The 19,936-nt window shown below is 53.3% G+C and carries 20 protein-coding genes and 1 riboswitch; of the genes, 12 read left to right on the forward strand and 8 right to left on the reverse strand.

All coding sequences use genetic code 11. The features are described 5' to 3' along the window. Positions 1-112 precede the first annotated feature (112 nt). From minC to minE, 3 genes are read left to right on the forward strand one after another with little or no spacing between them, the layout of a single operon-like run. A complete protein-coding gene (gene minC, locus ACFX4U_RS04850; protein ID WP_017456992.1) occupies positions 113-805 on the forward strand; it encodes a septum site-determining protein MinC in 693 nt (230 codons plus the stop codon). 22 nt (positions 806-827) lie between these two features. Next, a complete protein-coding gene (minD, locus tag ACFX4U_RS04855) occupies positions 828-1,640 on the forward strand; it encodes a septum site-determining protein MinD (protein WP_017456991.1) in 813 nt (270 codons plus the stop codon). A gap of 3 nt (positions 1,641-1,643) precedes the next feature. Next, positions 1,644-1,910, forward strand: coding sequence for a cell division topological specificity factor MinE (gene minE, locus ACFX4U_RS04860; RefSeq protein WP_017456990.1), 267 nt, complete (start codon positions 1,644-1,646; stop codon positions 1,908-1,910). A gap of 90 nt (positions 1,911-2,000) precedes the next feature. On the opposite strand, the gene rnd is transcribed toward minE, so the two are convergent. From rnd to ACFX4U_RS04885, 5 genes are all read right to left on the reverse strand, one after another. Further along, on the reverse strand, positions 2,001-3,128 hold the full coding sequence (rnd, locus tag ACFX4U_RS04865) for a ribonuclease D (RefSeq protein WP_313507658.1): 1,128 nt from the start codon (positions 3,126-3,128) through the stop codon (positions 2,001-2,003). Between the two features lie 70 nt (positions 3,129-3,198). Further along, positions 3,199-4,884, reverse strand: a complete 1,686-nt coding sequence (gene fadD, locus ACFX4U_RS04870) for a long-chain-fatty-acid--CoA ligase FadD (protein ID WP_313507707.1) — start codon at positions 4,882-4,884, stop codon at positions 3,199-3,201. Between the two features lie 206 nt (positions 4,885-5,090). Next, positions 5,091-5,684, reverse strand: a complete 594-nt coding sequence (locus ACFX4U_RS04875) for a Slp family lipoprotein (RefSeq protein WP_200550676.1) — start codon at positions 5,682-5,684, stop codon at positions 5,091-5,093. 36 nt (positions 5,685-5,720) lie between these two features. Further along, positions 5,721-6,416, reverse strand: coding sequence for a tRNA (adenosine(37)-N6)-threonylcarbamoyltransferase complex dimerization subunit type 1 TsaB (gene tsaB / locus ACFX4U_RS04880; RefSeq protein WP_313507659.1), 696 nt, complete (start codon positions 6,414-6,416; stop codon positions 5,721-5,723). A 58-nt stretch (positions 6,417-6,474) separates the two neighbouring features. Then, positions 6,475-8,385: an ATP-dependent DNA helicase gene (locus ACFX4U_RS04885; protein WP_313507660.1), complete on the reverse strand. Its 1,911-nt coding sequence runs from the start codon at positions 8,383-8,385 to the stop codon at positions 6,475-6,477. A gap of 113 nt (positions 8,386-8,498) precedes the next feature. On the opposite strand from ACFX4U_RS04885, the gene ACFX4U_RS04890 reads away from it, so the two are divergent. Beyond that, a complete protein-coding gene (locus ACFX4U_RS04890; RefSeq protein ID WP_305735758.1) occupies positions 8,499-8,843 on the forward strand; it encodes a RidA family protein in 345 nt (114 codons plus the stop codon). Here the strand turns inward: ACFX4U_RS04890 and ACFX4U_RS04895 are convergent, their stop codons facing one another. Then, the gene (locus ACFX4U_RS04895) at positions 8,844-9,026 is read right to left on the reverse strand and encodes a YoaH family protein (protein ID WP_097399590.1); all 183 of its coding nucleotides are present in this window, start codon (positions 9,024-9,026) and stop codon (positions 8,844-8,846) included. It abuts the gene before it with no gap. Positions 9,027-9,110: 84 nt separating this feature from the next. On the opposite strand from ACFX4U_RS04895, the gene pabB reads away from it, so the two are divergent. The 4 genes from pabB to ACFX4U_RS04915 all read left to right on the forward strand — a co-directional run bounded on the left by pabB (position 9,111) and on the right by ACFX4U_RS04915 (position 14,343). Next, positions 9,111-10,463 (forward strand): aminodeoxychorismate synthase component 1, encoded by a 1,353-nt coding sequence (gene pabB, locus ACFX4U_RS04900; RefSeq protein WP_313507661.1) that lies wholly within the window; start codon positions 9,111-9,113, stop codon positions 10,461-10,463. 3 nt (positions 10,464-10,466) lie between these two features. Then, positions 10,467-11,045: a CoA pyrophosphatase gene (locus ACFX4U_RS04905; RefSeq protein WP_249881577.1), complete on the forward strand. Its 579-nt coding sequence runs from the start codon at positions 10,467-10,469 to the stop codon at positions 11,043-11,045. A gap of 174 nt (positions 11,046-11,219) precedes the next feature. Then, positions 11,220-12,584 carry an L-serine ammonia-lyase gene (sdaA, locus tag ACFX4U_RS04910; protein WP_313507662.1) on the forward strand — a complete coding sequence of 455 codons (1,365 nt, stop codon included), beginning with the start codon at positions 11,220-11,222 and terminating at the stop codon, positions 12,582-12,584. Between the two features lie 160 nt (positions 12,585-12,744). Then, on the forward strand, positions 12,745-14,343 hold the full coding sequence (locus ACFX4U_RS04915; protein ID WP_313507663.1) for an EAL domain-containing protein: 1,599 nt from the start codon (positions 12,745-12,747) through the stop codon (positions 14,341-14,343). 3 nt (positions 14,344-14,346) lie between these two features. Here ACFX4U_RS04915 and yoaE read toward each other — a convergent pair whose 3' ends face one another. Together yoaE and ACFX4U_RS04925 are read right to left on the reverse strand one after the other, a co-directional pair. Then, positions 14,347-15,900 carry a CNNM family cation transport protein YoaE gene (yoaE, locus tag ACFX4U_RS04920; protein WP_313507664.1) on the reverse strand — a complete coding sequence of 518 codons (1,554 nt, stop codon included), beginning with the start codon at positions 15,898-15,900 and terminating at the stop codon, positions 14,347-14,349. Then, positions 15,888-16,202 carry a protein YoaL gene (locus ACFX4U_RS04925; RefSeq protein ID WP_380220863.1) on the reverse strand — a complete coding sequence of 105 codons (315 nt, stop codon included), beginning with the start codon at positions 16,200-16,202 and terminating at the stop codon, positions 15,888-15,890. The genes yoaE and ACFX4U_RS04925 overlap by 13 nt, the downstream gene beginning before the upstream one ends. Before the next feature lie 155 nt (positions 16,203-16,357). On the opposite strand from ACFX4U_RS04925, the gene manX reads away from it, so the two are divergent. The 4 genes from manX to ACFX4U_RS04945 all read left to right on the forward strand — a co-directional run bounded on the left by manX (position 16,358) and on the right by ACFX4U_RS04945 (position 19,562). Beyond that, positions 16,358-17,320, forward strand: coding sequence for a PTS mannose transporter subunit IIAB (gene manX, locus ACFX4U_RS04930; RefSeq protein WP_313507665.1), 963 nt, complete (start codon positions 16,358-16,360; stop codon positions 17,318-17,320). A gap of 63 nt (positions 17,321-17,383) precedes the next feature. Further along, positions 17,384-18,184: a PTS mannose/fructose/sorbose transporter subunit IIC gene (locus ACFX4U_RS04935; protein ID WP_305735752.1), complete on the forward strand. Its 801-nt coding sequence runs from the start codon at positions 17,384-17,386 to the stop codon at positions 18,182-18,184. A 12-nt stretch (positions 18,185-18,196) separates the two neighbouring features. Beyond that, positions 18,197-19,048 carry a PTS mannose transporter subunit IID gene (locus tag ACFX4U_RS04940; RefSeq protein ID WP_065368270.1) on the forward strand — a complete coding sequence of 284 codons (852 nt, stop codon included), beginning with the start codon at positions 18,197-18,199 and terminating at the stop codon, positions 19,046-19,048. Between the two features lie 55 nt (positions 19,049-19,103). After that, positions 19,104-19,562 (forward strand): DUF986 family protein, encoded by a 459-nt coding sequence (locus ACFX4U_RS04945; RefSeq protein ID WP_305735751.1) that lies wholly within the window; start codon positions 19,104-19,106, stop codon positions 19,560-19,562. Between the two features lie 196 nt (positions 19,563-19,758). Further along, positions 19,759-19,933, forward strand: a riboswitch (yybP-ykoY riboswitch). The last annotated feature ends 3 nt before the right edge of the window (positions 19,934-19,936 follow it).

Raw genomic sequence — 19,936 nt, forward strand, 5'->3', positions numbered from 1 at the left:
GGAATTATCGGGAGGTTACTTGCCTGAAAATAATAGTGACTATAACATGCCTGATAGTCTTCGGAATATCACTCAAGATGCGGGTGATAATAGCAAAATGAGTAAGGTCAGGATGTCAAATACGCCCATCGAGCTAAAAGGCAGTAGTTTTACCTTATCAGTGGTTCATTTGCATGATGCAAAACCCGAGGTTATTCGTCAGGCGTTAGAAGACAAAATCGCTCAGGCTCCCGCTTTTTTGCTGCACGCTCCTATCGTTGTCAATGTTTCCGCGCTGGAAGGCGCTGTTAACTGGCCCGCGCTGTTGCAGGCTATCACCACAACGGATTTACATGTGGTTGGCATCAGCGGTTGCAAAGATCCAGAACTGAAGGCTGAAGTTGAACGTGCCGGTCTTCCGCTGCTGACGGAAGGAAAAGAGAAAGCACCGCGTAAAGAGCGCGCGCCTGAACCGACGCCGGTTGCGGCGCCGGTCACAAAAACACGCTTAATTGACGCGCCGGTGCGTTCCGGGCAGCGCATTTATGCGCCAAATTGTGATTTGATTGTCACCAGCCACGTTAGCGCAGGCGCGGAGCTTATCGCCGATGGCAACATTCATGTCTATGGCATGATGCGCGGTCGGGCGCTGGCCGGTGCCAGTGGCGATAAAGACGCCCAAATATTCTGTTCTCATCTCACGCCGGAGCTGGTCTCCATTGCGGGGGAATACTGGCTGAGCGATCAAATCCCGGCCGAATTTTATGGCAAAGCGGCGCGTTTGCAGTTGGCCAACGACGCTTTGACAATTCAACCCTTAAATTAAGCCCTTTTAACAAGGAACTCCTATGGCACGCATTATTGTTGTTACTTCGGGTAAAGGGGGCGTTGGCAAGACCACCTCCAGCGCGGCCATCGCTACTGGTTTAGCCCAGAAGGGCAAAAAGACCGTCGTTATCGACTTCGATATCGGCCTGCGTAATCTCGACCTGATTATGGGCTGCGAGCGCCGCGTGGTTTATGATTTCGTTAACGTTATTCAGGGCGATGCCACACTCAACCAGGCGTTAATCAAAGATAAACGCACTGAGAACCTCTACATTCTCCCGGCATCGCAAACACGTGATAAAGACGCTCTGACTCGCGAAGGCGTCGATAAAGTGCTGGAAGACCTGAAGAAAATGGACTTCGATTTTATCGTCTGCGACTCCCCGGCAGGCATTGAGACAGGCGCATTGATGGCGCTCTACTTCGCTGATGAAGCGATTATTACCACCAACCCGGAAGTCTCTTCCGTGCGCGACTCCGACCGAATTCTCGGTATTCTGGCGTCGAAATCCCGCCGCGCGGAAAATGGCGAAGAGCCGATTAAAGAGCATCTGCTGCTCACCCGTTATAACCCGGGTCGCGTAAACCGTGGTGACATGCTCAGCATGGAAGATGTGCTGGAAATCCTGCGTATCAAGCTGATTGGCGTGATCCCGGAAGATCAATCGGTGTTACGCGCGTCGAACCAGGGTGAGCCGGTTATTTTGGATACCAATGCTGACGCCGGCAAAGCTTATGCCGATGCCGTGGAGCGTCTGCTGGGAGAAGATCGTCCTTTCCGCTTCATTGAAGAAGAGAAGAAAGGTTTCCTCAAACGCCTGTTCGGAGGATAAGTTATGGCATTACTCGACTTTTTTCTCTCCAGAAAAAAGAACACCGCTAGCATTGCGAAAGAGCGTCTGCAGATTATTGTTGCAGAACGCCGCCGCAGCGATGCTGAACCGCATTATTTACCGCAACTGAAGCGGGACATTCTGGAAGTGATCTGCAAATATGTGCAAATCGATCCGGAAATGGTGTCGGTGCAACTGGAGCAAAAAGGGGATGATATTTCCATTCTGGAACTCAACGTCACCCTACCGGAAACCGAAGAGACAAAATAGATTCCCTCCCATGCAGGGATAAAAAAAGGCAGAATATTTTCTGCCTTTTTTATTTTATTTCCGCAAATAAGCTGTATTTATTTACAGTATTTAACGCGGGTATTCCGCAAGTAATATTTTCAGCTGATCGGCCATCAATTCCCCGCGCCAGCCGCTAATTAATTCCGGTGACGAATTTTGCGGTTTCAATTTCCAGTGCCAGTTGAGTAATTGATTAATCTGCCGACGTGATGCCAGCAGCTCAGCGCTAATGCCCTGACTTTCGCTGATGGTCTGCACCAGTGCTTTGATAGCTTTAAACGCTTTACGATAACCCGGCATATCCATCAGGTTAAGCAGCGGCTCTGGCAGCGCCTCTTCCGGCAAGGCCTGCGCCTGCGCAACCAGCGCCAGCAGCGTTTTGCCATGGAAGCGGATTTCGCTCCCGGAAAGACCAATACTGTCCAGCTCGCCCATACTGCCAGGCATGTAACGCGCCACTGCCCACAGGTTCTCTTCACGCACCACAAAGTTGACGGCTAAATCGCGCTCACGCGCTTTGCGCAGGCGCCAGTCAGCAAGCAAACGCAGGCAGGCAAGCTGGCGCGTACGCAATTGCCACGCGTTGGTAATTTCGCGCCACGCCTCTTCCGGGGCTAACACTTCCTGGCGGCGTTGCATCATCAGACGACACTCATCCAGTGCAGCATCCAGCCTTCCAGCCTGATCGGTTTCCGCCAGCAATTTTCCGGCGATAGGCAGCAGATACCACACATCGGCGGCGGCGTAATCGCACTGACGCTCGGTCAGCGGACGTGCCAGCCAGTCAGTGCGGGATTCGCTCTTATCAATCACCAGCCCGGTAAACTCTTCTACCATCGCAGCAAAGCCCCACGACAGCGGGCGGCCGCAGAACGCGGCGAGGATCTGGGTGTCAATCATCGGCTGTGGCTGTACGCCAAACGCATTGAGGAACACTTCCAGATCTTCACTTCCCGCATGCAAATATTTGGTCACGGCGGTGTTGATGAGCAAATCGCGAAACGGCGTCCAGTCGGTGATGGCCAGCGGATCAATCAGCGCCACATGTTCACCGTCATACAGCTGGATCAACCCCAGTTGCGGATAATAGGTGCGGGTGCGGACAAATTCGGTGTCCAGGGCAATCGCTGGAAATGCGCGGGCGGCTTCACATAACGCTGCCAGCGCATCGTTCGTCGTTATCATCTGGTAATTCACGTCATCTTCTCTTTAGTTGCGCCCATAAAAAACGCCGGCTTAACCGGCGTTAGGGGGACTCACGCATAGCTCAGGCGTTATTGTCCACTTTGCCACGCGCTTCGTCACGCAATTCTCGCCTTAAAATCTTGCCAACGTTCGATTTTGGCAGTTCATTGCGAAATTCAACCAGCTTCGGCACTTTATATCCGGTCAGTTGACGGCGACAGAAAGCGATCAGCGCATCTTCGTTCAGCGAGGCGTCTTTTTTCACCACGAAAATCTTCACCGCTTCGCCGCTGTTTTCTGATGGTACGCCAACAGCCGCCACTTCCTGCACGCCGGCATGTTGCATCACCACATCCTCGATTTCATTCGGATAGACATTAAAACCGGAAACCAGAATCATATCTTTTTTGCGATCAACAATGCGCAGGAAGCCTTCGTCATCCATTACCGCAATATCGCCAGTGTGCAGCCAGCCGTCACGCAGGATCTCATCCGTGGCGTCCGGGCGTTGCCAGTATCCCAGCATCACCTGCGGCCCTTTCACGCACAGTTCACCCGGTTCGCCCGGCGAGACTTCATTGTTGTCGTCATCGACCAGTTTGGCTTCCGTTGAGGGAACCGGCAGGCCGATGCTACCGCTGTGGTAGTCAATATCGTGCGGATTCACACTGACCAGCGGCGCACATTCGGTCAGACCGTAACCTTCCAGCAGATACTGCCCGGTTAATTTCACCCACCGATCGGCAACCGCCTGCTGAACAGGCATCCCGCCGCCTGCGGAAAGGTGTAGCGAGGAGAAGTCCAGTTTGCGGAAATCTTCATTATTCAGCAACGCGTTGAACAGCGTGTTCACGCCGGTCATGGCCGTAAACGGATATTTGCCAAGTTCTTTCACCAGCCCCGGAATATCGCGCGGGTTGGTGATCAACAAGTTTTGCCCGCCGAGCTCAATAAACAGCAGGCAGTTCATGGTCAGGGCGAAAATGTGGTACAGCGGCAACGCGGTCACCACCAGCTCTTTCCCGCGATGCAGCAGCGGCCCGTAAGTCGCGTTCACCTGTTCAAGGTTTGCCAGCATATTGCGGTGCGTCAGCATGGCCCCTTTCGCCACGCCGGTTGTGCCGCCGGTGTATTGCAGGAAGGCGAGATCTTCGGCAACCACTTCAGGTTTGATGTACTGCATGCGGTAGCCGGCTTGCAGCGCCCGGCGAAAGGAGATCGCGTCCGGCAGATGATACTTCGGTACCAGCCGTTTCACATATTTCACAACGAAGTTGACCAGCGTCCCTTTCGCCGGGGAAAGCTGGTCGCCCATGCGCGTCAAAATGACATGTCGCACCTGTGTTTTATCAACGACCTTTTCCAGCGTATGGGCGAAATTCGACACAATAACAATCGCGGCAGCACCGCTGTCATTAAGCTGGTGTTCCAGTTCACGCGGGGTATAAAGCGGGTTGACGTTCACCACGATCATCCCGGCGCGCAAGATACCAAACAGCGCCACCGGGTATTGCAGAAGATTCGGCATCATCAGCGCAACGCGGTCGCCTTTTTGCAGCCCCAGCCCCTGCTGTAAGTAAGCCGCAAACGCCCGGCTGCGCTCTTCAAGTTTACGGAACGTCATTACCTCGCCCATGTTGATAAACGCAGGCTGATCGGCATAACGCGCCGTGGAGTGTTCAAATAATTCAACCAGGGATTGATAACGGTCAGGATTGATCTCCGCCGGAACATCGGCGGGATACCGGTTTAGCCAAACCTTCTTCAATGCATCACCTCTAAAATGAGTATTCTTGGTCATCACAACCCCAGTTAATAAACAAGCCGTTAACATAATATTAACTCAGCGTACCAGTTTATTAATTAAGCGGATTGAAGGTTGCGAAGCGCGTCACTAATTATTTTTCTTATACAAAGCCCAATATAAAAAACAGCGGCTTAGCCGCTGTTTCGTTTTCCTGATAAAACAAGAAATTACTCTGTTACGACCGTCTCGACTCGCGCAGGTTCAGGCGGGAACCAGCCCCATCCACCGTACCCGCCGTGCCACGCGCGTGGATGCGGTCCCGGCCCCCAGTACCACGGGTCGATAGGCTGCGGCGGCAACATTACCTGCTGGGTTAATCGCCAGCGTTTGTAACCATTTGCCTGCATGACCATAAATTTATACGGCGCGTTGCCAATTTTGCCGTCTGCCGTGCCGGTTATCGGGCCAACCACGGTCACCAGTTGATTGCGGAAATCAACCGGGTCGAGAAAACCATTCACGTCGGCAAAGATACGCCCAACGGATGGTTCGCCTAAAATCGGACGCGCGCCGCTGTCGAGCGGTACGGCAGCGATCTCAAGCCGGGTTTTCCCCTGCTGATTCTGGATATCAACCACTTTACCGCCAAAGCGGGCTTCCTGGCCGACATACAGCGACGGCGCACTCATCACCCGCACTAAATCATCCTGCGGCGTGGGACTGGTTCCTTTAATCGCGTCAGGCACTGAAACACAACCGCTTAATACCGCGATTGCCAGCCCCGCCAGCAATCCGCGCACAACCTTTTTTTGACCCGCCATGATGCGACTCCTTACCCCAGTGGATACTACTGAGATTCATTCCCGGCCAGGAAGTTTCTTCCATGCCACTTCGTTACGCAAATAAACCGGCTCGGCATGCTCGACGGCGACGGTTTTCTGCGCCGCCAGCAGTTGACGAGCAATGGGCAGCATATCTTCTGCGGCGGGCAATAAGATCTCGCCATCACGCAGAGTTGCCCTACTGTTGTTGCCCATCTCTGGCCATGCGGGCCAGCCAGTACCGACCATCGCCCATTCGCCATCCAACTGCTGCAAACGTTCAGTTACGGCTTGCGGTTTTAATACCGCTTCCGTCTCTTCGCCGTGCCAGACGCCATTTTCATCGCGCTGATACTCTGCCCAATAGACTTCGCCCATTCGTGCGTCAATCGCTGCCAGCACGCGGGTCGCGCCCGTTTTGCGCCACGCGCCCTGCGCCATTGTCGCCAGCGTTGACACGCCAATCATCGGCAGGTCAGCGCCGAGCGCCAGCCCCTGCGCAATGCCAATGCCGATGCGCACACCGGTAAAACTTCCCGGGCCACGACCAAAAGCCAGTGCATCCAGCTGCGTCAGTTTAAGTTCAGCATCGCCAAGCACATCCCTGACCAGTGGCAGAATGCGTTGCGTGTGTTCACGTGGGCAAAGTTCGAAGTGAGCGAAGGTCGTTCCATCGTTCCATAAGGCGACAGAACAAGCTTCTGTGGCAGTATCAATAGCCAGAATGCGCATGGGTATAGCGGTCCATGAAAAACAAAATGGCGCGCATCTTACCACAGTCCGCAGAAAATTACTCCGCTGGGGGAGAGGCGAGAAATTCAACCGCGCGGCGAATATCACGAGTTCGCGGAGCAGGCGGCAGGCTGGCAAGAAACACAGCGCCGTACGGACGCATCACCAGACGGTTATCGCAAATGACCAGCACGCCGCGATCGTCAATATCACGAATCAAGCGCCCGACGCCCTGTTTCAGTGTAATAACCGCATCCGGCAATTGAACTTCATCAAACGGATCGCCTCCGCGCAGGCGGCAATCTTCCATCCGCGCTTTTAACAACGGATCTTCCGGGGATGTAAACGGCAGCTTATCAATAATAACCAGCGATAATGTATCGCCGCGCACGTCTACCCCTTCCCAGAAACTGCTGGTTGCCACCAGTAACGCATTACCGGCATTCACAAATTGCTGCAACAGTTGCCCTTTGCTGGTTTCTCCCTGCAGCAATACAGGCAGGCTCATGGTGGCGCGAAATTGCTCGGCGAGATCACGCATCATGGCGTGCGAGGTGCACAGCATAAAGCAGCGGCCATTGTTGGCTTCGATCATTGGTCTAAGCATCGCCGCCAGCTGACGTGCAGCGCCTGGCTGATTGGTCTGCGGAAGATTGCGCGGGACGCACAGCAAGGCCTGGCGTTCATAATCAAAGGGGCTTGGCAGCAACAGCGATTGCGCCCCTTCAATACCAAGCCGCGCGGTAAAATGGTGCAGATCGTCATTCACCGAAAGCGTTGCGGAGGTGAAAATCCAACTGCCCTTTTTCTGCGCCATCACCTCGGTAAACTTATCCGCTACGGTCAGCGGCGTTAACGCCAGCGTGAAGTTACGTGACGTGCATTCATACCAGTAGCTAAAGCCTGGCTGATTGATCTCTTTGAGCCGTTTCAGCCTCGCACGATATGTCGTTGCGCGTTCGAAAGCGGCATCCAACAGTGCGGAGCGGCCCAGCGACAGCTTCGCCACGTCGTAACAGAGTTCCAGTGCATCATCGAGCAGCAACAACGCACGTTGAATATGCGCATCCGCCAGCAGCTCGCGCAGGTTACCGCGATAACCCGGCTCACCTAACTGCAAGCGAAAATCCTGCGTGCTCTGCGCCAGACGATCGGCGCACTTCTGTAACTGCGCGGTATCTTTCAGTTCGGTGCGATAGGCAATGGTGAAATCTTTTGCGAGATCAAGAAGCTGACGGCTGGAGAGCGACTGACCAAAATACTGGCTGGCGATATCGGGAAGCTGATGCGCTTCGTCAAAGATCATCACTTCGGCTTCCGGGATCAGCTCACCGAAACCGCTCTCTTTCACCACCATATCGGCAAGAAACAGATGATGGTTGACCACCACCACGTCGGCATCCATCGCTTTTTTGCGCGCCTTGACCACGAAACAGTCTTTGTACATCGGGCAGTCGCTACCCAGACAGTTATCGTTGGTGCTGGTCACCAGCGGCCACGCCTGCGAATCCTCCGCCACACTGACGCAGGTACTGATGTCACCATCGGTGGTTTGGTTCGACCAGGAGCGCAGCAAAATAACATCACTTAAGGTTTGTACCGGCAGATCGCCGCCCGCCAGCGCTTGCTGTTCCAGACGTTCAATACAGAGGTAGTTGGAGCGCCCTTTCAGCAGCGCGGTACGTCCGGTGAATTCCAGCGCTTTGGCGACGGTGGGTAAATCGCGGCTGTAAAGCTGATCCTGCAAGGCTTTCGAACCGGTGGAGATAATCACTTTTTTCCCGGCGCGCAGCGCAGGCGCAAGGTAGGCGTAGGTTTTACCGGTACCGGTGCCCGCTTCCACCACCAGCGGCTGCGTGTTCTCAATCGCGTGTGTGACGGCTTGCGCCATCTGGCGCTGCGGTTCACGCGGTTTGAATCCCGCAATGGCTTTGGCTAATTGGCCGTCTGTTGCAAAATCGTCCGTCACACTACCCCCTGGTTAAATCGCCAGTGATTATGTCAGGGTGAGCGGATTTACGCCAGCCGGGTTTTTATGGCACTCTTGCCCGCGAATTCATGGCAAATAAGAAGGAACAGTTAATGACAATTGTGCGTATTGATGCGGCAGACCGCTGGTCTGATGTGGTTATCCATAACCAGACGCTTTACTACACTGGCGTGCCGGAAAACCTCGATGCCGATGCGTTTGAACAGACGGCCAATACGCTGGCGCAAATTGATGCGGTTCTGCTCAAACAAGGTAGCGATAAAACGCGCATTCTTGATGCCACCATTTTTCTGGCCGATGGCGACGACTTCGCCGCCATGAATAAAGCGTGGGATGGCTGGGTTGTTGCTGGCCATGCACCGGTGCGCTGCACCGTGCAGGCAAAGCTGATGAATCCGCGTTATAAAGTGGAAATCAAAATCATCGCCGCGGTGTAATTACTCGTCATCTTCATCTTCAAAGCGCGCCACAATCCGTTCGCCGGTATGGCTGGCGCGTAACTCTTCAGCAACCTGCGCAATCGCCTGCCCGCTGCTCATGCCACCGGACATTAATTCCTGGATACGCTCTACCGCTTTTTGCTGCTGCTCGTGGCTAAGAGAAGGTAAACCTGCAAACATTGTCAACTCCTGCTAAATTGTTGGCGCTAATTATTCCATGCGTCGGCGCGCTTCACCAGCGCAGACGCACATGAGTCAGGATCAATGAAGACGTTATCCCCCGCCGTTATTTCGCTGCCGTGGCGCCAGGACGCCGCCGAACACTACTTTGCCCCACTCAGCCACCAGCCCTGGGCCATGTTGTTGCATTCTGGCCATGCGAAACATCCGCACAATCGTTTTGATATTCTGGTGGCCGATCCGCTGGAGACGCTAACGACGCGCGGCGAGACTACTACCCTTAATGGTAGCGAGATATCTCAGGAAGATCCGCTACACCTGTTGCAACACCGTCTGGATGCTTACCCGTTTCGATGCGAACCTCATGCCGATCTGCCGTTTCAGGGCGGTGCGCTGGGGCTATTTGGCTATGATTTAGGCCGCCGCTTCGAAAAACTGCCCGCGATTGCCATGCAGGACATTAACATCGCGGATATGGCGGTCGGAATTTATGACTGGGCGCTGATTGTCGACCACCAGTTGCAGCGTGTGACGTTGCTCAGCCATAGCGATGTTAACGCCAGGCTGGCATGGCTACAGGCGCAAAGCGAACCGCAGCGCCAGCCGTTTCGGCTGACATCCGCCTGGCAGGCCAATATGACGCGTGGCGAATATGGCGAAAAATTCCGCCAGGTTCAGGCATGGTTACACAGCGGCGACTGCTACCAGGTCAACCTGGCGCAGCGTTTTGCTGCGAACTATTGCGGGGATGAGTGGCTGGCGTTTACCCAACTTAACCGTGAAAACCGCGCGCCGTTCAGCGCTTTTTTGCGCCTTGAACACGGCGCGATCCTGAGCCTGTCGCCGGAGCGTTTTATTCGCCTTGAACGCGACAATATCGAAACGCGCCCGATTAAAGGCACGTTGCCAAGGCTTGCCGACCCGCAGGCAGATGCGCAGCAGGCACAGAAACTCGCCACCTCAGCGAAAGACCAGGCCGAAAACCTGATGATTGTTGATTTGATGCGTAACGATATCGGTCGCGTGGCGACACCGGGTTCGGTGCGCGTGCCGGAACTTTTCGTCGTCGAACCTTTTCCTGCCGTGCACCATTTGGTCAGCACCGTAACGGCAAAATTGCCAGCCGGGCGACATGCCAGCGATCTGCTGCGCGCCGCGTTTCCGGGCGGCTCGATCACCGGCGCACCGAAAGTGCGGGCGATGGAAATTATCGATGAACTTGAACCGCAGCGGCGCAACGCCTGGTGCGGCTCGATTGGCTATCTCAGTTTCTGCGGGAACATGGATACCAGCATCACCATTCGCACCCTCAGCGCCTGTGCGGGGAAAATTTACTGTTCCGCAGGCGGCGGCATCGTAGCCGACAGCCAGGAAGAGGCGGAGTATCAGGAAACTTTTGATAAAGTTAACCGTATCCTGCGGCAACTGGAGAGATGATTCGTGGAGCAACCGGCTTTAACTCTGGATGATTTTTTATCGCGCTTTCAGCTTTTACGCCCACAACTCAACCCGGCGGTGGCGAATACACGTCAGGCGGCGGTGCTGGTGCCAGTGGTGCGCCGTGAGCAGCCCGGCTTATTACTGACGCAACGCTCGCCGCTGCTTCGCAAGCACGCGGGTCAGGTGGCCTTCCCCGGTGGCGCGGTTGACAGTACGGATGCCTCGCTAATCGCTGCAGCGCTGCGTGAGGCGCAGGAAGAAGTCGCCATTCCGCCCGAGGTCGTTGAAGTGATTGGCGTTTTACCGCCAGTTGATAGCGTGACTGGTTTTCAGGTTACGCCGGTAGTGGGCATTATCCCGCCGGATTTACCCTATCACGCCAGTGAAGATGAAGTGGCAGCGGTGTTTGAAATGCCGCTGGCCGAAGCACTGCGTCTTGGTCGCTATCATCCGCTGGATATCCACCGCCACGGCAATGCGCATCGGGTGTGGTTATCCTGGTATCAGCATTATTTTGTCTGGGGCATGACGGCGGGAATTATTCGCTCGCTGGCGCTGCAAATTGGGCGCAGACCTTGACTATACTTTACACATAGCACTTTTGTGACAGCGTACGCGCTATTAGTAAAATCAAGGTAAGCCATTAGTTTAATTCATGTGAATAGTTAAGCTGATGATAGCCTTCCCTTTTACACTATGCGCAGTTATTACATCGTTACTGGAAACGCCGGTAACCCTGTCAGGAGCGTTAATGTGATTAGTCTATTCGACATGTTTAAGGTGGGGATTGGTCCCTCATCTTCCCACACTGTAGGCCCGATGAAGGCCGGTAAGCAGTTCGTCGATGACCTGGTCGAAAAAGGATTGCTGGATAACGTCACCCGTGTGGTGGTTGATGTGTACGGCTCGCTCTCCCTTACCGGGAAAGGCCACCATACCGATATCGCCATTATTATGGGGCTGGCGGGCAATGAGCCGGCCACAGTCGATATCGATGCAATCCCGGGTTTTATCCGTGATGTAGAAAATCGCGGTCGTCTGCTGCTGGCGCAGGGACGTCATGAAGTCGATTTCCCGAAAGATGACGGGATGCGTTTTCACAGCGATAACCTGTCGCTACATGAGAACGGCATGCGCATCACTGCGCTGAATGGCGAAAACGCTATTTACAGCAAAACCTACTATTCCATCGGCGGGGGTTTTATCGTCGATGAAGAGCATTTTGGTAAAGAGACCACCAGCGCGGTCAATGTCCCTTATCCGTTCAATTCCGCAACTCAGATGCTTGAGTATTGCAAAGAAACCGGTTTGTCGCTTTCTGGCATGGTGATGCAGAACGAACTGGCATTGCACTCGAAAAAAGAGATTGAAGAGTATTTCGGTAATGTCTGGTCAACCATGCGCGCCTGTATCGATCGCGGCATGAATACAGAAGGCGTGCTGCCGGGGCCGTTGCGTGTTCCGCGCCGCGCTTCCGCACTGCGTCGTATGTTGGTTTCCAGTGATAAGCTCTCCAGCGATCCGATGAATGTTATCGACTGGGTGAATATGTTTGCGCTAGCGGTTAACGAAGAAAACGCCGCCGGTGGCCGCGTGGTAACTGCGCCAACTAACGGTGCCTGCGGTATCGTTCCGGCTGTACTGGCCTATTACGACCACTTTATCGAGTCTGTCAGCCCGGATATTTATATCCGCTATTTCCTCGCCGCTGGCGCCATCGGCGCATTGTACAAAATGAACGCTTCCATTTCTGGCGCCGAAGTTGGCTGCCAGGGCGAAGTGGGCGTTGCCTGTTCTATGGCTGCTGCGGGCCTGGCAGAACTGCTGGGCGCCAGCCCGGAACAGGTCTGCGTGGCGGCGGAAATTGGCATGGAACACAACCTGGGCCTGACCTGCGACCCGGTGGCTGGTCAAGTGCAGGTACCGTGCATTGAGCGTAACGCGATTGCTTCGGTAAAAGCGATTAACGCCTCGCGCATGGCCATGCGCCGTACCAGCGCGCCGCGCGTCTCGCTCGATAAAGTCATCGAAACAATGTATGAGACCGGCAAAGATATGAACGCCAAATACCGCGAAACATCGCGTGGCGGGCTTGCCATCAAAGTACAGTGTGATTAATTCTTGCTTATCAACGCCGTTCAGCCGAACGGCGTTTTTTTTAACCTTTGCTGCAGTTGAGTGATCTTTCACCGATTTATCGTCGCTTCGGTAATTCCCCACTACACTTTGAGTGTTCTGGCATGGAAATCAGGCCAGGGATTTTACAGGCGGCAGCAGCATGCAGACGGCTCAGCGGATCATCAAAAGTTACCGACGACGGCGCGCCATTGTTTGCGTGCTGGTTGGCGCTGTCGCACTATTTTTAACCCTCACGTTTCGCTTTATTTCGGAGCGTAATTTAAATCATCAGCGCATCTACGCCTTTACCAACCACGCGGTTAAAACCCTTGAACGATTGATGCTGCCGCTGGAAGCGGGTCGCAGTGTGCTGGTGCCGCTGGTTGGCATCCCCTGCAGCGATATTCACCTGCAGCTTCGCAAGCTGGCAGCAAGCCTGCAAACCGTGCGATCTATCGGCCTGATTCAAAACGGAACGCTCTACTGTTCAAGTATTTTTGGCCAGCGTGATGTTGCCATTCACCAGCTTCAACCCTCTCTGCCTTCACGTTCGCAAAAACTGGTGCTCACCACCGATCAGTCACTGTTAAAAGATCGCCCTATTTTGATCCTGTGGTATCCCACCAGTGAAGACGGGCAAAGTGGCGTGATGGAGGCGGTAAATATTGAGCTGCTGAGTAATTTAATGCTGGAGCCGCAAGCACCATTAATTACCAGCGTCAGCCTCAGCGTAGGCGGCAAACATCTGGTCGAAGGCAAAGGTGTGCTGGATAACTTACCGCCGCTGGAAAACGAAAAGCGTTACCAACGTACTTCTGCCCATTTTCCTTTTACCATCAGCGTTACCGGGCCGGGTTCTACGCGACTGGCGCTGTGGCATTTGCCCTCGCAGTTGCCTCTGGCGCTAATGATGAGTTTATTGACCGGTTTTATTGCCTGGTTTGCCACCGCCAACCGCATGAGCTTTTCCCGCGAGATAAACCTCGGGCTTGCCGGACATGAGTTTGAGCTGTTTTGCCAGCCATTGCTCCATGCACACAACATGCAGTGTGCGGGCGTCGAAATTTTGTTGCGCTGGCACAACCCACGCCAGGGGTGGATTTCGCCGGAGATATTTATCCCGATTGCCGAAGAGCAGCATCTGATTGCCCCGCTGACACGTTATGTGCTGGCTGAGACCCAGCGTCAACTCGCGCTCTTTCCTGCTGATCCTCACTTTCATATCGGCATCAACGCTGCACCAAGCCATTTGCGCCACGGTGAATTGTTAAAAGATCTCGTCCAGCTCTGGTTTAATAAAAATCCCGCCCAGCAGTTAACCATTGAACTCACCGAGCGCGATGCGTTGCTGGATGTCGAATCCCGTATGCTGCGTGAACTTCATCGCCATGGCGCAAAGATAGCCATTGATGATTTCGGTACGGGTAATAGCTCGCTTTCGTGGCTCGAGAAATTACATCCGGACATCCTGAAAATTGATAAGTCTTATACTGCGGCTATCGGTACGGATGCGGTGAATTCGACGGTGACCGATATGATTATCGCACTCGGCCAACGGCTGAATATCGAGCTGGTCGCGGAAGGTGTGGAGACAACGCAACAAGCGCTGTATTTACGCCAACAGGGTGTGCATATGTTGCAGGGGTTTCTTTTTGCAGCACCGATGCCAGTGAAGGATTTTCCGGCCTGGCTGGCGGGGAATATCTCCCCGCCGCCGGAGCGGCATAACGGCCATGTCGCGCCGTTAATGCCGGGATAACGATTACTCTTCTTCGTCGTGAGCAGGTTGCTCTTTAACAATACGGACCAGATCTACACGGTAATCGTTGGCTTCAATCACGGTGATATGCAACGGTGCCATTTCGAAGGTTTCGCCCACTGGCGGGATTTGCCCTCGCGCGGCAATCACCAGGCCGGCTACGGTGGCAATGTCTTCATCGATGAAGTTGTCCAGACCCAGCGTGTGTTGCAGCGCATGCAGGTCCGTGGTGCCTTTGACCAGCCAGCCGTCACCATCGGCAATAATTTCTGGCGTTTCATCCGCATCCGGGAATTCACCAGCGATTGCTTCCAGCACGTCCAGCGGCGTTACAAGCCCTTGCACGACACCAAACTCATTGGTAACGATAACGAAACTCCCGCGTGCCCGGCGCAATACGGCCAGCAGCTTAATCGGATCCAGGGTTTCCGGCACAACAATCGCTGGCGTTGCCGCAGCGATGGCGGCGACATCTACGCCCTCTTCCAGCGCGACCAGTATCTCTTTCGCACGCACAATGCCGATGACTTCATCCAGCTCGCCACGGCAAACCGGGAACAGGCTGTGCGGCGAGGACAACAGCTGTTGGCGGATTTGTTCAACGCCGAGATTTGCATCCACCCAACTGATATCACCCCGCGGCGTCATAATGCTGCGAAGCGAGCGTGAGGCCAGCGTTAATACGCCGTTAATCATATAACGCTCTTCTTCCGCAAACGCCCCTTCCGGCACCGATACGGAGGCCTGGCTATCCGCTTCAATTTGCGGGTTCGACTGGCGGCGGCCGCCCATCAAACGCACGATGGCATCAGCCGTACGGGCGCGCAGCGGCAGATGCGACTGATGACGAATAAAGTTCCGGCGCGCAATCTGGTTAAAGAACTCAATGATGATGGAGAAACCAATCGCCGCGTACAGGTAACCTTTCGGAATATGGAAGCCAAAACCTTCGGCCACCAGGCTCAAACCAATCATCAGCAGGAAGCTCAGACAGAGCACGACCACCGTGGGATGTTGGTTCACAAAACGTGTCAGCGGTTTTGACGCCAGCAACATCACCGCCATGGCAATAACGACAGCCGCCATCATTACCGGCAGATGATTGACCATGCCGACTGCGGTAATGACCGCATCGAGTGAGAACACCGCGTCAAGAATAACGATCTGCACGACGACCACCCAGAAGCTGGCGTAGCCTTTGCCGTGCCCGCTTTCATGTTCGCGGTTTTCCAGCCGTTCATGCAGTTCCGTCGTCGCCTTGAATAACAGGAACACACCGCCGAATAACATAATCAGATCGCGCCCGGAGAAGGTGAAATCCCAGACGGAAAAAAGCGGTTGTGTCAGCGTGACCATCCACGAGATCAGCGACAACAGCCCCAGTCGCATCACCAACGCGAGCGACAGGCCAATGAGACGCGCTTTATCACGCTGTTTCGGCGGCAGTTTGTCGGCAAGAATGGCAATAAACACCAGGTTGTCGATACCGAGAACAATTTCCAGAACAACCAGCGTCAATAATCCCGCCCAAATCGAGGGATCCATTAAGAATTCCATGACAGGCTCCTGAGAAGAGATGCGTTATTCAGTGTGCGGAAATGCACAAATATGACATTGAACATCGTTGGGAAATGGCGGAAAACGCCGGGCTGCGTGGCACGAGAAGGCCAAAAAGTGAACTGACGTCGGTGACGATCCATACGGTGGGCTGCTGCCCTATACTCCTGACTAATTAAACGGAGGATAAACATATCAGAGAGACTTTGAAATTTGCAAAGATTTACCGGAATTTGCAATTTGTGTGGATATTTTGCGCTTCGAAATTTCACGAAGAGGAAACCTAAATTACGGATCTTCATCACATAAATTATTTTTTCACTATCTAAAATAATTCCCGAAAGTCAAAGGTGTTCTCTTTAACCCTTATCTGAATCGATTCGGTTTACCGTTACCGGGACAGATTCACAATACATCAATTAATGGTGTGTTAACGACAAGAAGAAGGAGGTAGCAAGTGACCATTGCTATTGTTATAGGCACACATGGTTGGGCTGCGGAACAGTTGCTCAAAACCGCCGAGATGCTGCTGGGCGAGCAGGAGAACGTCGGTTGGATTGATTTTGTTCCCGGTGAAAATGCGGAAACGTTGATCGAAAAGTACAACGCACAGCTGGCGAAGCTGGATACCGGCAAAGGGGTGCTGTTTCTCGTCGATACATGGGGCGGCAGCCCGTTTAACGCTGCCAGCCGCATTGTCGTCGATAAAGAGCATTATGAAGTTATTGCTGGCGTCAATATTCCGATGCTGGTGGAAACACTGATGGCCCGGGATGACAACCCGACGTTTGACGAACTGGTGGCACTGGCGGTGGAGACCGGACGTGAAGGTGTGAAAGCGCTGAAAGCACAGCCGGTGGCAAAACCCACACCTGCTCCTGTGGCACCGAAAGCGGCAGCACCTACCAAACCAATGGGACCTAATGATTATATGGTTATCGGCCTTGCCCGTATCGATGACCGTCTGATCCATGGCCAGGTGGCTACCCGTTGGACAAAAGAGACTAACGTTACGCGTATTATCGTCGTGAGTGACGAAGTGGCAGCAGATAATGTCCGTAAAACTCTGCTGACTCAGGTTGCACCTCCCGGTGTGACGGCACATGTCGTTGATGTCGCCAAAATGGTGCGTGTGTATAACAACCCTAAATACGCGGGCGAGCGCGTGATGCTGCTGTTCACCAATCCAACTGATGTGCTACGCGTCGTTGAAGAGGGGGTAAAAATCACCACCGTCAACATTGGCGGTATGGCTTATCGTCAGGGTAAAACCCAGGTGAATAACGCGGTTTCGGTGGACGAGAAAGATATTGCCGCATTCAAGAAATTGAACGAACGCAATATTGAGCTGGAAGTCCGCAAAGTTTCAAACGATCCGAAACTGAAAATGATGGATTTAATCAGCAAAGTGGCGAAATAACCGCGGCGGCCTGATTGACTCAGTTTTCACACTTACGTCTGATTTAGCTATAGGAGAAGTACAATGGAGATTACCACTCTTCAGATTGTGCTGGTGTTCGTCGTCGCGTGTATTGCCGGTATGGAGTCGATACTCGATGAATTCCAGTTCCACCGTCCGTTGGTGGCATGTACGCTGGTGGGCATCGTTCTGGGTGATATGAAAACCGGTATCATTATCGGCGGTACGCTGGAAATGATTGCTCTGGGCTGGATGAACATCGGTGCGGCGGTCGCACCCGATGCGGCGCTGGCGTCGATTATCTCGACCATTCTGGTCATTGGCGGTCATCAGAGCATCGGTGCCGGTATTGCGCTGGCCATTCCTCTGGCGGCGGCAGGCCAGGTTCTGACCATTATTGTTCGTACCATTACCGTCGGCTTCCAGCATGCTGCGGATAAGGCAGCCGAAACTGGCAACCTGACGGCGCTTTCCTGGATCCACGTCTCTTCCCTGTTCCTGCAAGCTATGCGTATCGCCATTCCAGCGGTAATTGTCGCTATCTCTGTCGGTACCAGTGAAGTACAGAACATGCTGAGCGCCATTCCTGAAGTGGTAACCAGTGGTCTGAATATCGCCGGTGGTATGATCGTGGTTGTAGGTTATGCGATGGTCATCAATATGATGCGCGCAGGCTATCTGATGCCGTTCTTCTACCTCGGCTTCGTGACGGCGGCATTCACCAATTTCAACCTCGTATCGCTGGGTGTTATCGGTGCAGTTATGGCGATTCTCTACATTCAGCTCAGCCCGAAATATAACCGTTCAGCAGGCGGTGCTGCTCCGGCTGCGGGTTCCAACGATCTTGATAACGAACTGGATTAACAGGTGAACGACATGGTTGATATGACAAAAACTCCGACTGAGAAAAAACTCACCCAGAGTGACATTCGTGGCGTGTTCCTGCGTTCTAACCTGTTCCAGGGGTCATGGAACTTCGAACGTATGCAGGCATTGGGCTTCTGCTTCTCGATGGTGCCGGCGATTAAACGTTTGTACCCGGAAAACAACGAAGCGCGCCGTCAGGCCATTAAACGTCATCTGGAGTTCTTTAACACCCATCCATACGTTGCAGCGCCGGTACTGGGCGTTACGCTGGCGATGGAAGAGCAGCGAGCAAACGGCGCAGAGATTGACGATGGTGCGATTAACGGCATCAAAGTTGGTCTGATGGGGCCGCTGGCAGGCGTCGGCGACCCGATTTTCTGGGGTACAGTGCGTCCTGTATTTGCAGCGCTCGGTGCAGGTATTGCCATGAGCGGTAGCCTGCTCGGGCCATTGCTGTTCTTCTTCTTATTCAATATCGTCCGCCTGGCGACACGTTATTACGGCGTGGCGTACGGCTACCGTAAAGGTATCGACATTGTTAAAGATATGGGCGGTGGTTTCCTGCAAAAACTGACCGAGGGGGCGTCAATTCTCGGCCTGTTTGTTATGGGGGCCCTGGTTAACAAGTGGACGCATGTGAACATTCCACTTGTGGTATCTGAAATTACCGATCAGACCGGTAAAACCAACGTCACGACAGTGCAAACCATTCTCGATCAGTTAATGCCGGGCCTGGTGCCGCTGCTGCTTACTTTCGCCTGCATGTGGTTGCTGCGTAAGAAAGTTAACCCGCTGTGGATCATCGTTGGCTTCTTCGTTATCGGGATTGTAGGTTACGCCATTGGTCTTCTGGGTCTTTAATGTGTGATGTGATAACCGGGGGCTTGCCCCCGGTTTTTTTATGTAAGGAGAAACAATGACGATTACGGATATCGTATTGGTACTGTTTATCGCCGCCCTGCTGGCTTTCGCCATCTATGATGAGTTCATCATGCCGCGCCGCATGGGTACTACGCTGCTGGCGGTTCCCCTGTTACGCAGAAGCCGTACCGATGGGGCTATTTTTGTCGGCTTACTGGCGATCCTCATCTATAACAACACCGCCAATGGCGGTTCACCGTTAACCACGTGGTTATTATTTGCACTGGCTTTGTTGGGCATTTATCTATTCTGGATCCGCGCCCCCAAAATCATCTTTAAAATGCGTGGTTTTTTCTTTGCTAATGCGTGGATTGAATATAGCCGTATAAAAGAGATGAATTTATCGGAAGATGGTGTGTTAGTAATGCAATTAGAACAGCGACGTTTGCTTATTCGCGTACGAAATATCGACGACCTGGAGAAGATATCTGCTGTTTTACTTAAAAGTCAGTAAGTTAGGATTTTATAACGCGGAACTTGCTCCGCGTAAATAATCAGCAGACTTATAGCCATTGCTATATAGATGGGCTGATGTACTTATATTTATTAACGTAATTTTCACCGATAAATCTAAATGCTAATCGTTATCGATAAGTAAACAACATTATATATTGCTGTTGTTGTTTTATATTCTCAAAATATGTTAAGGTGCGTCCGTCGTTGGGGAGTAGCCGATTTCCATTCCTTTGGAAATGTACGTGTCAACATACTCGTTGCAAAACGTGGCACGTACGGACTGAAGCCATCAGTCAGGCGAGACCATTGGCACATCAACTGCTGTTTACTGGGGGCAGAGATGTGTTATATGGAACTCCCGGTCAGGACGCT

Origin of the sequence: Kosakonia sp. YIM B13588 (assembly GCF_042788165.1) — a bacterium.
In the GTDB taxonomy this organism is placed as follows: Bacteria; Pseudomonadota; Gammaproteobacteria; order Enterobacterales; family Enterobacteriaceae; genus Kosakonia; species Kosakonia sacchari.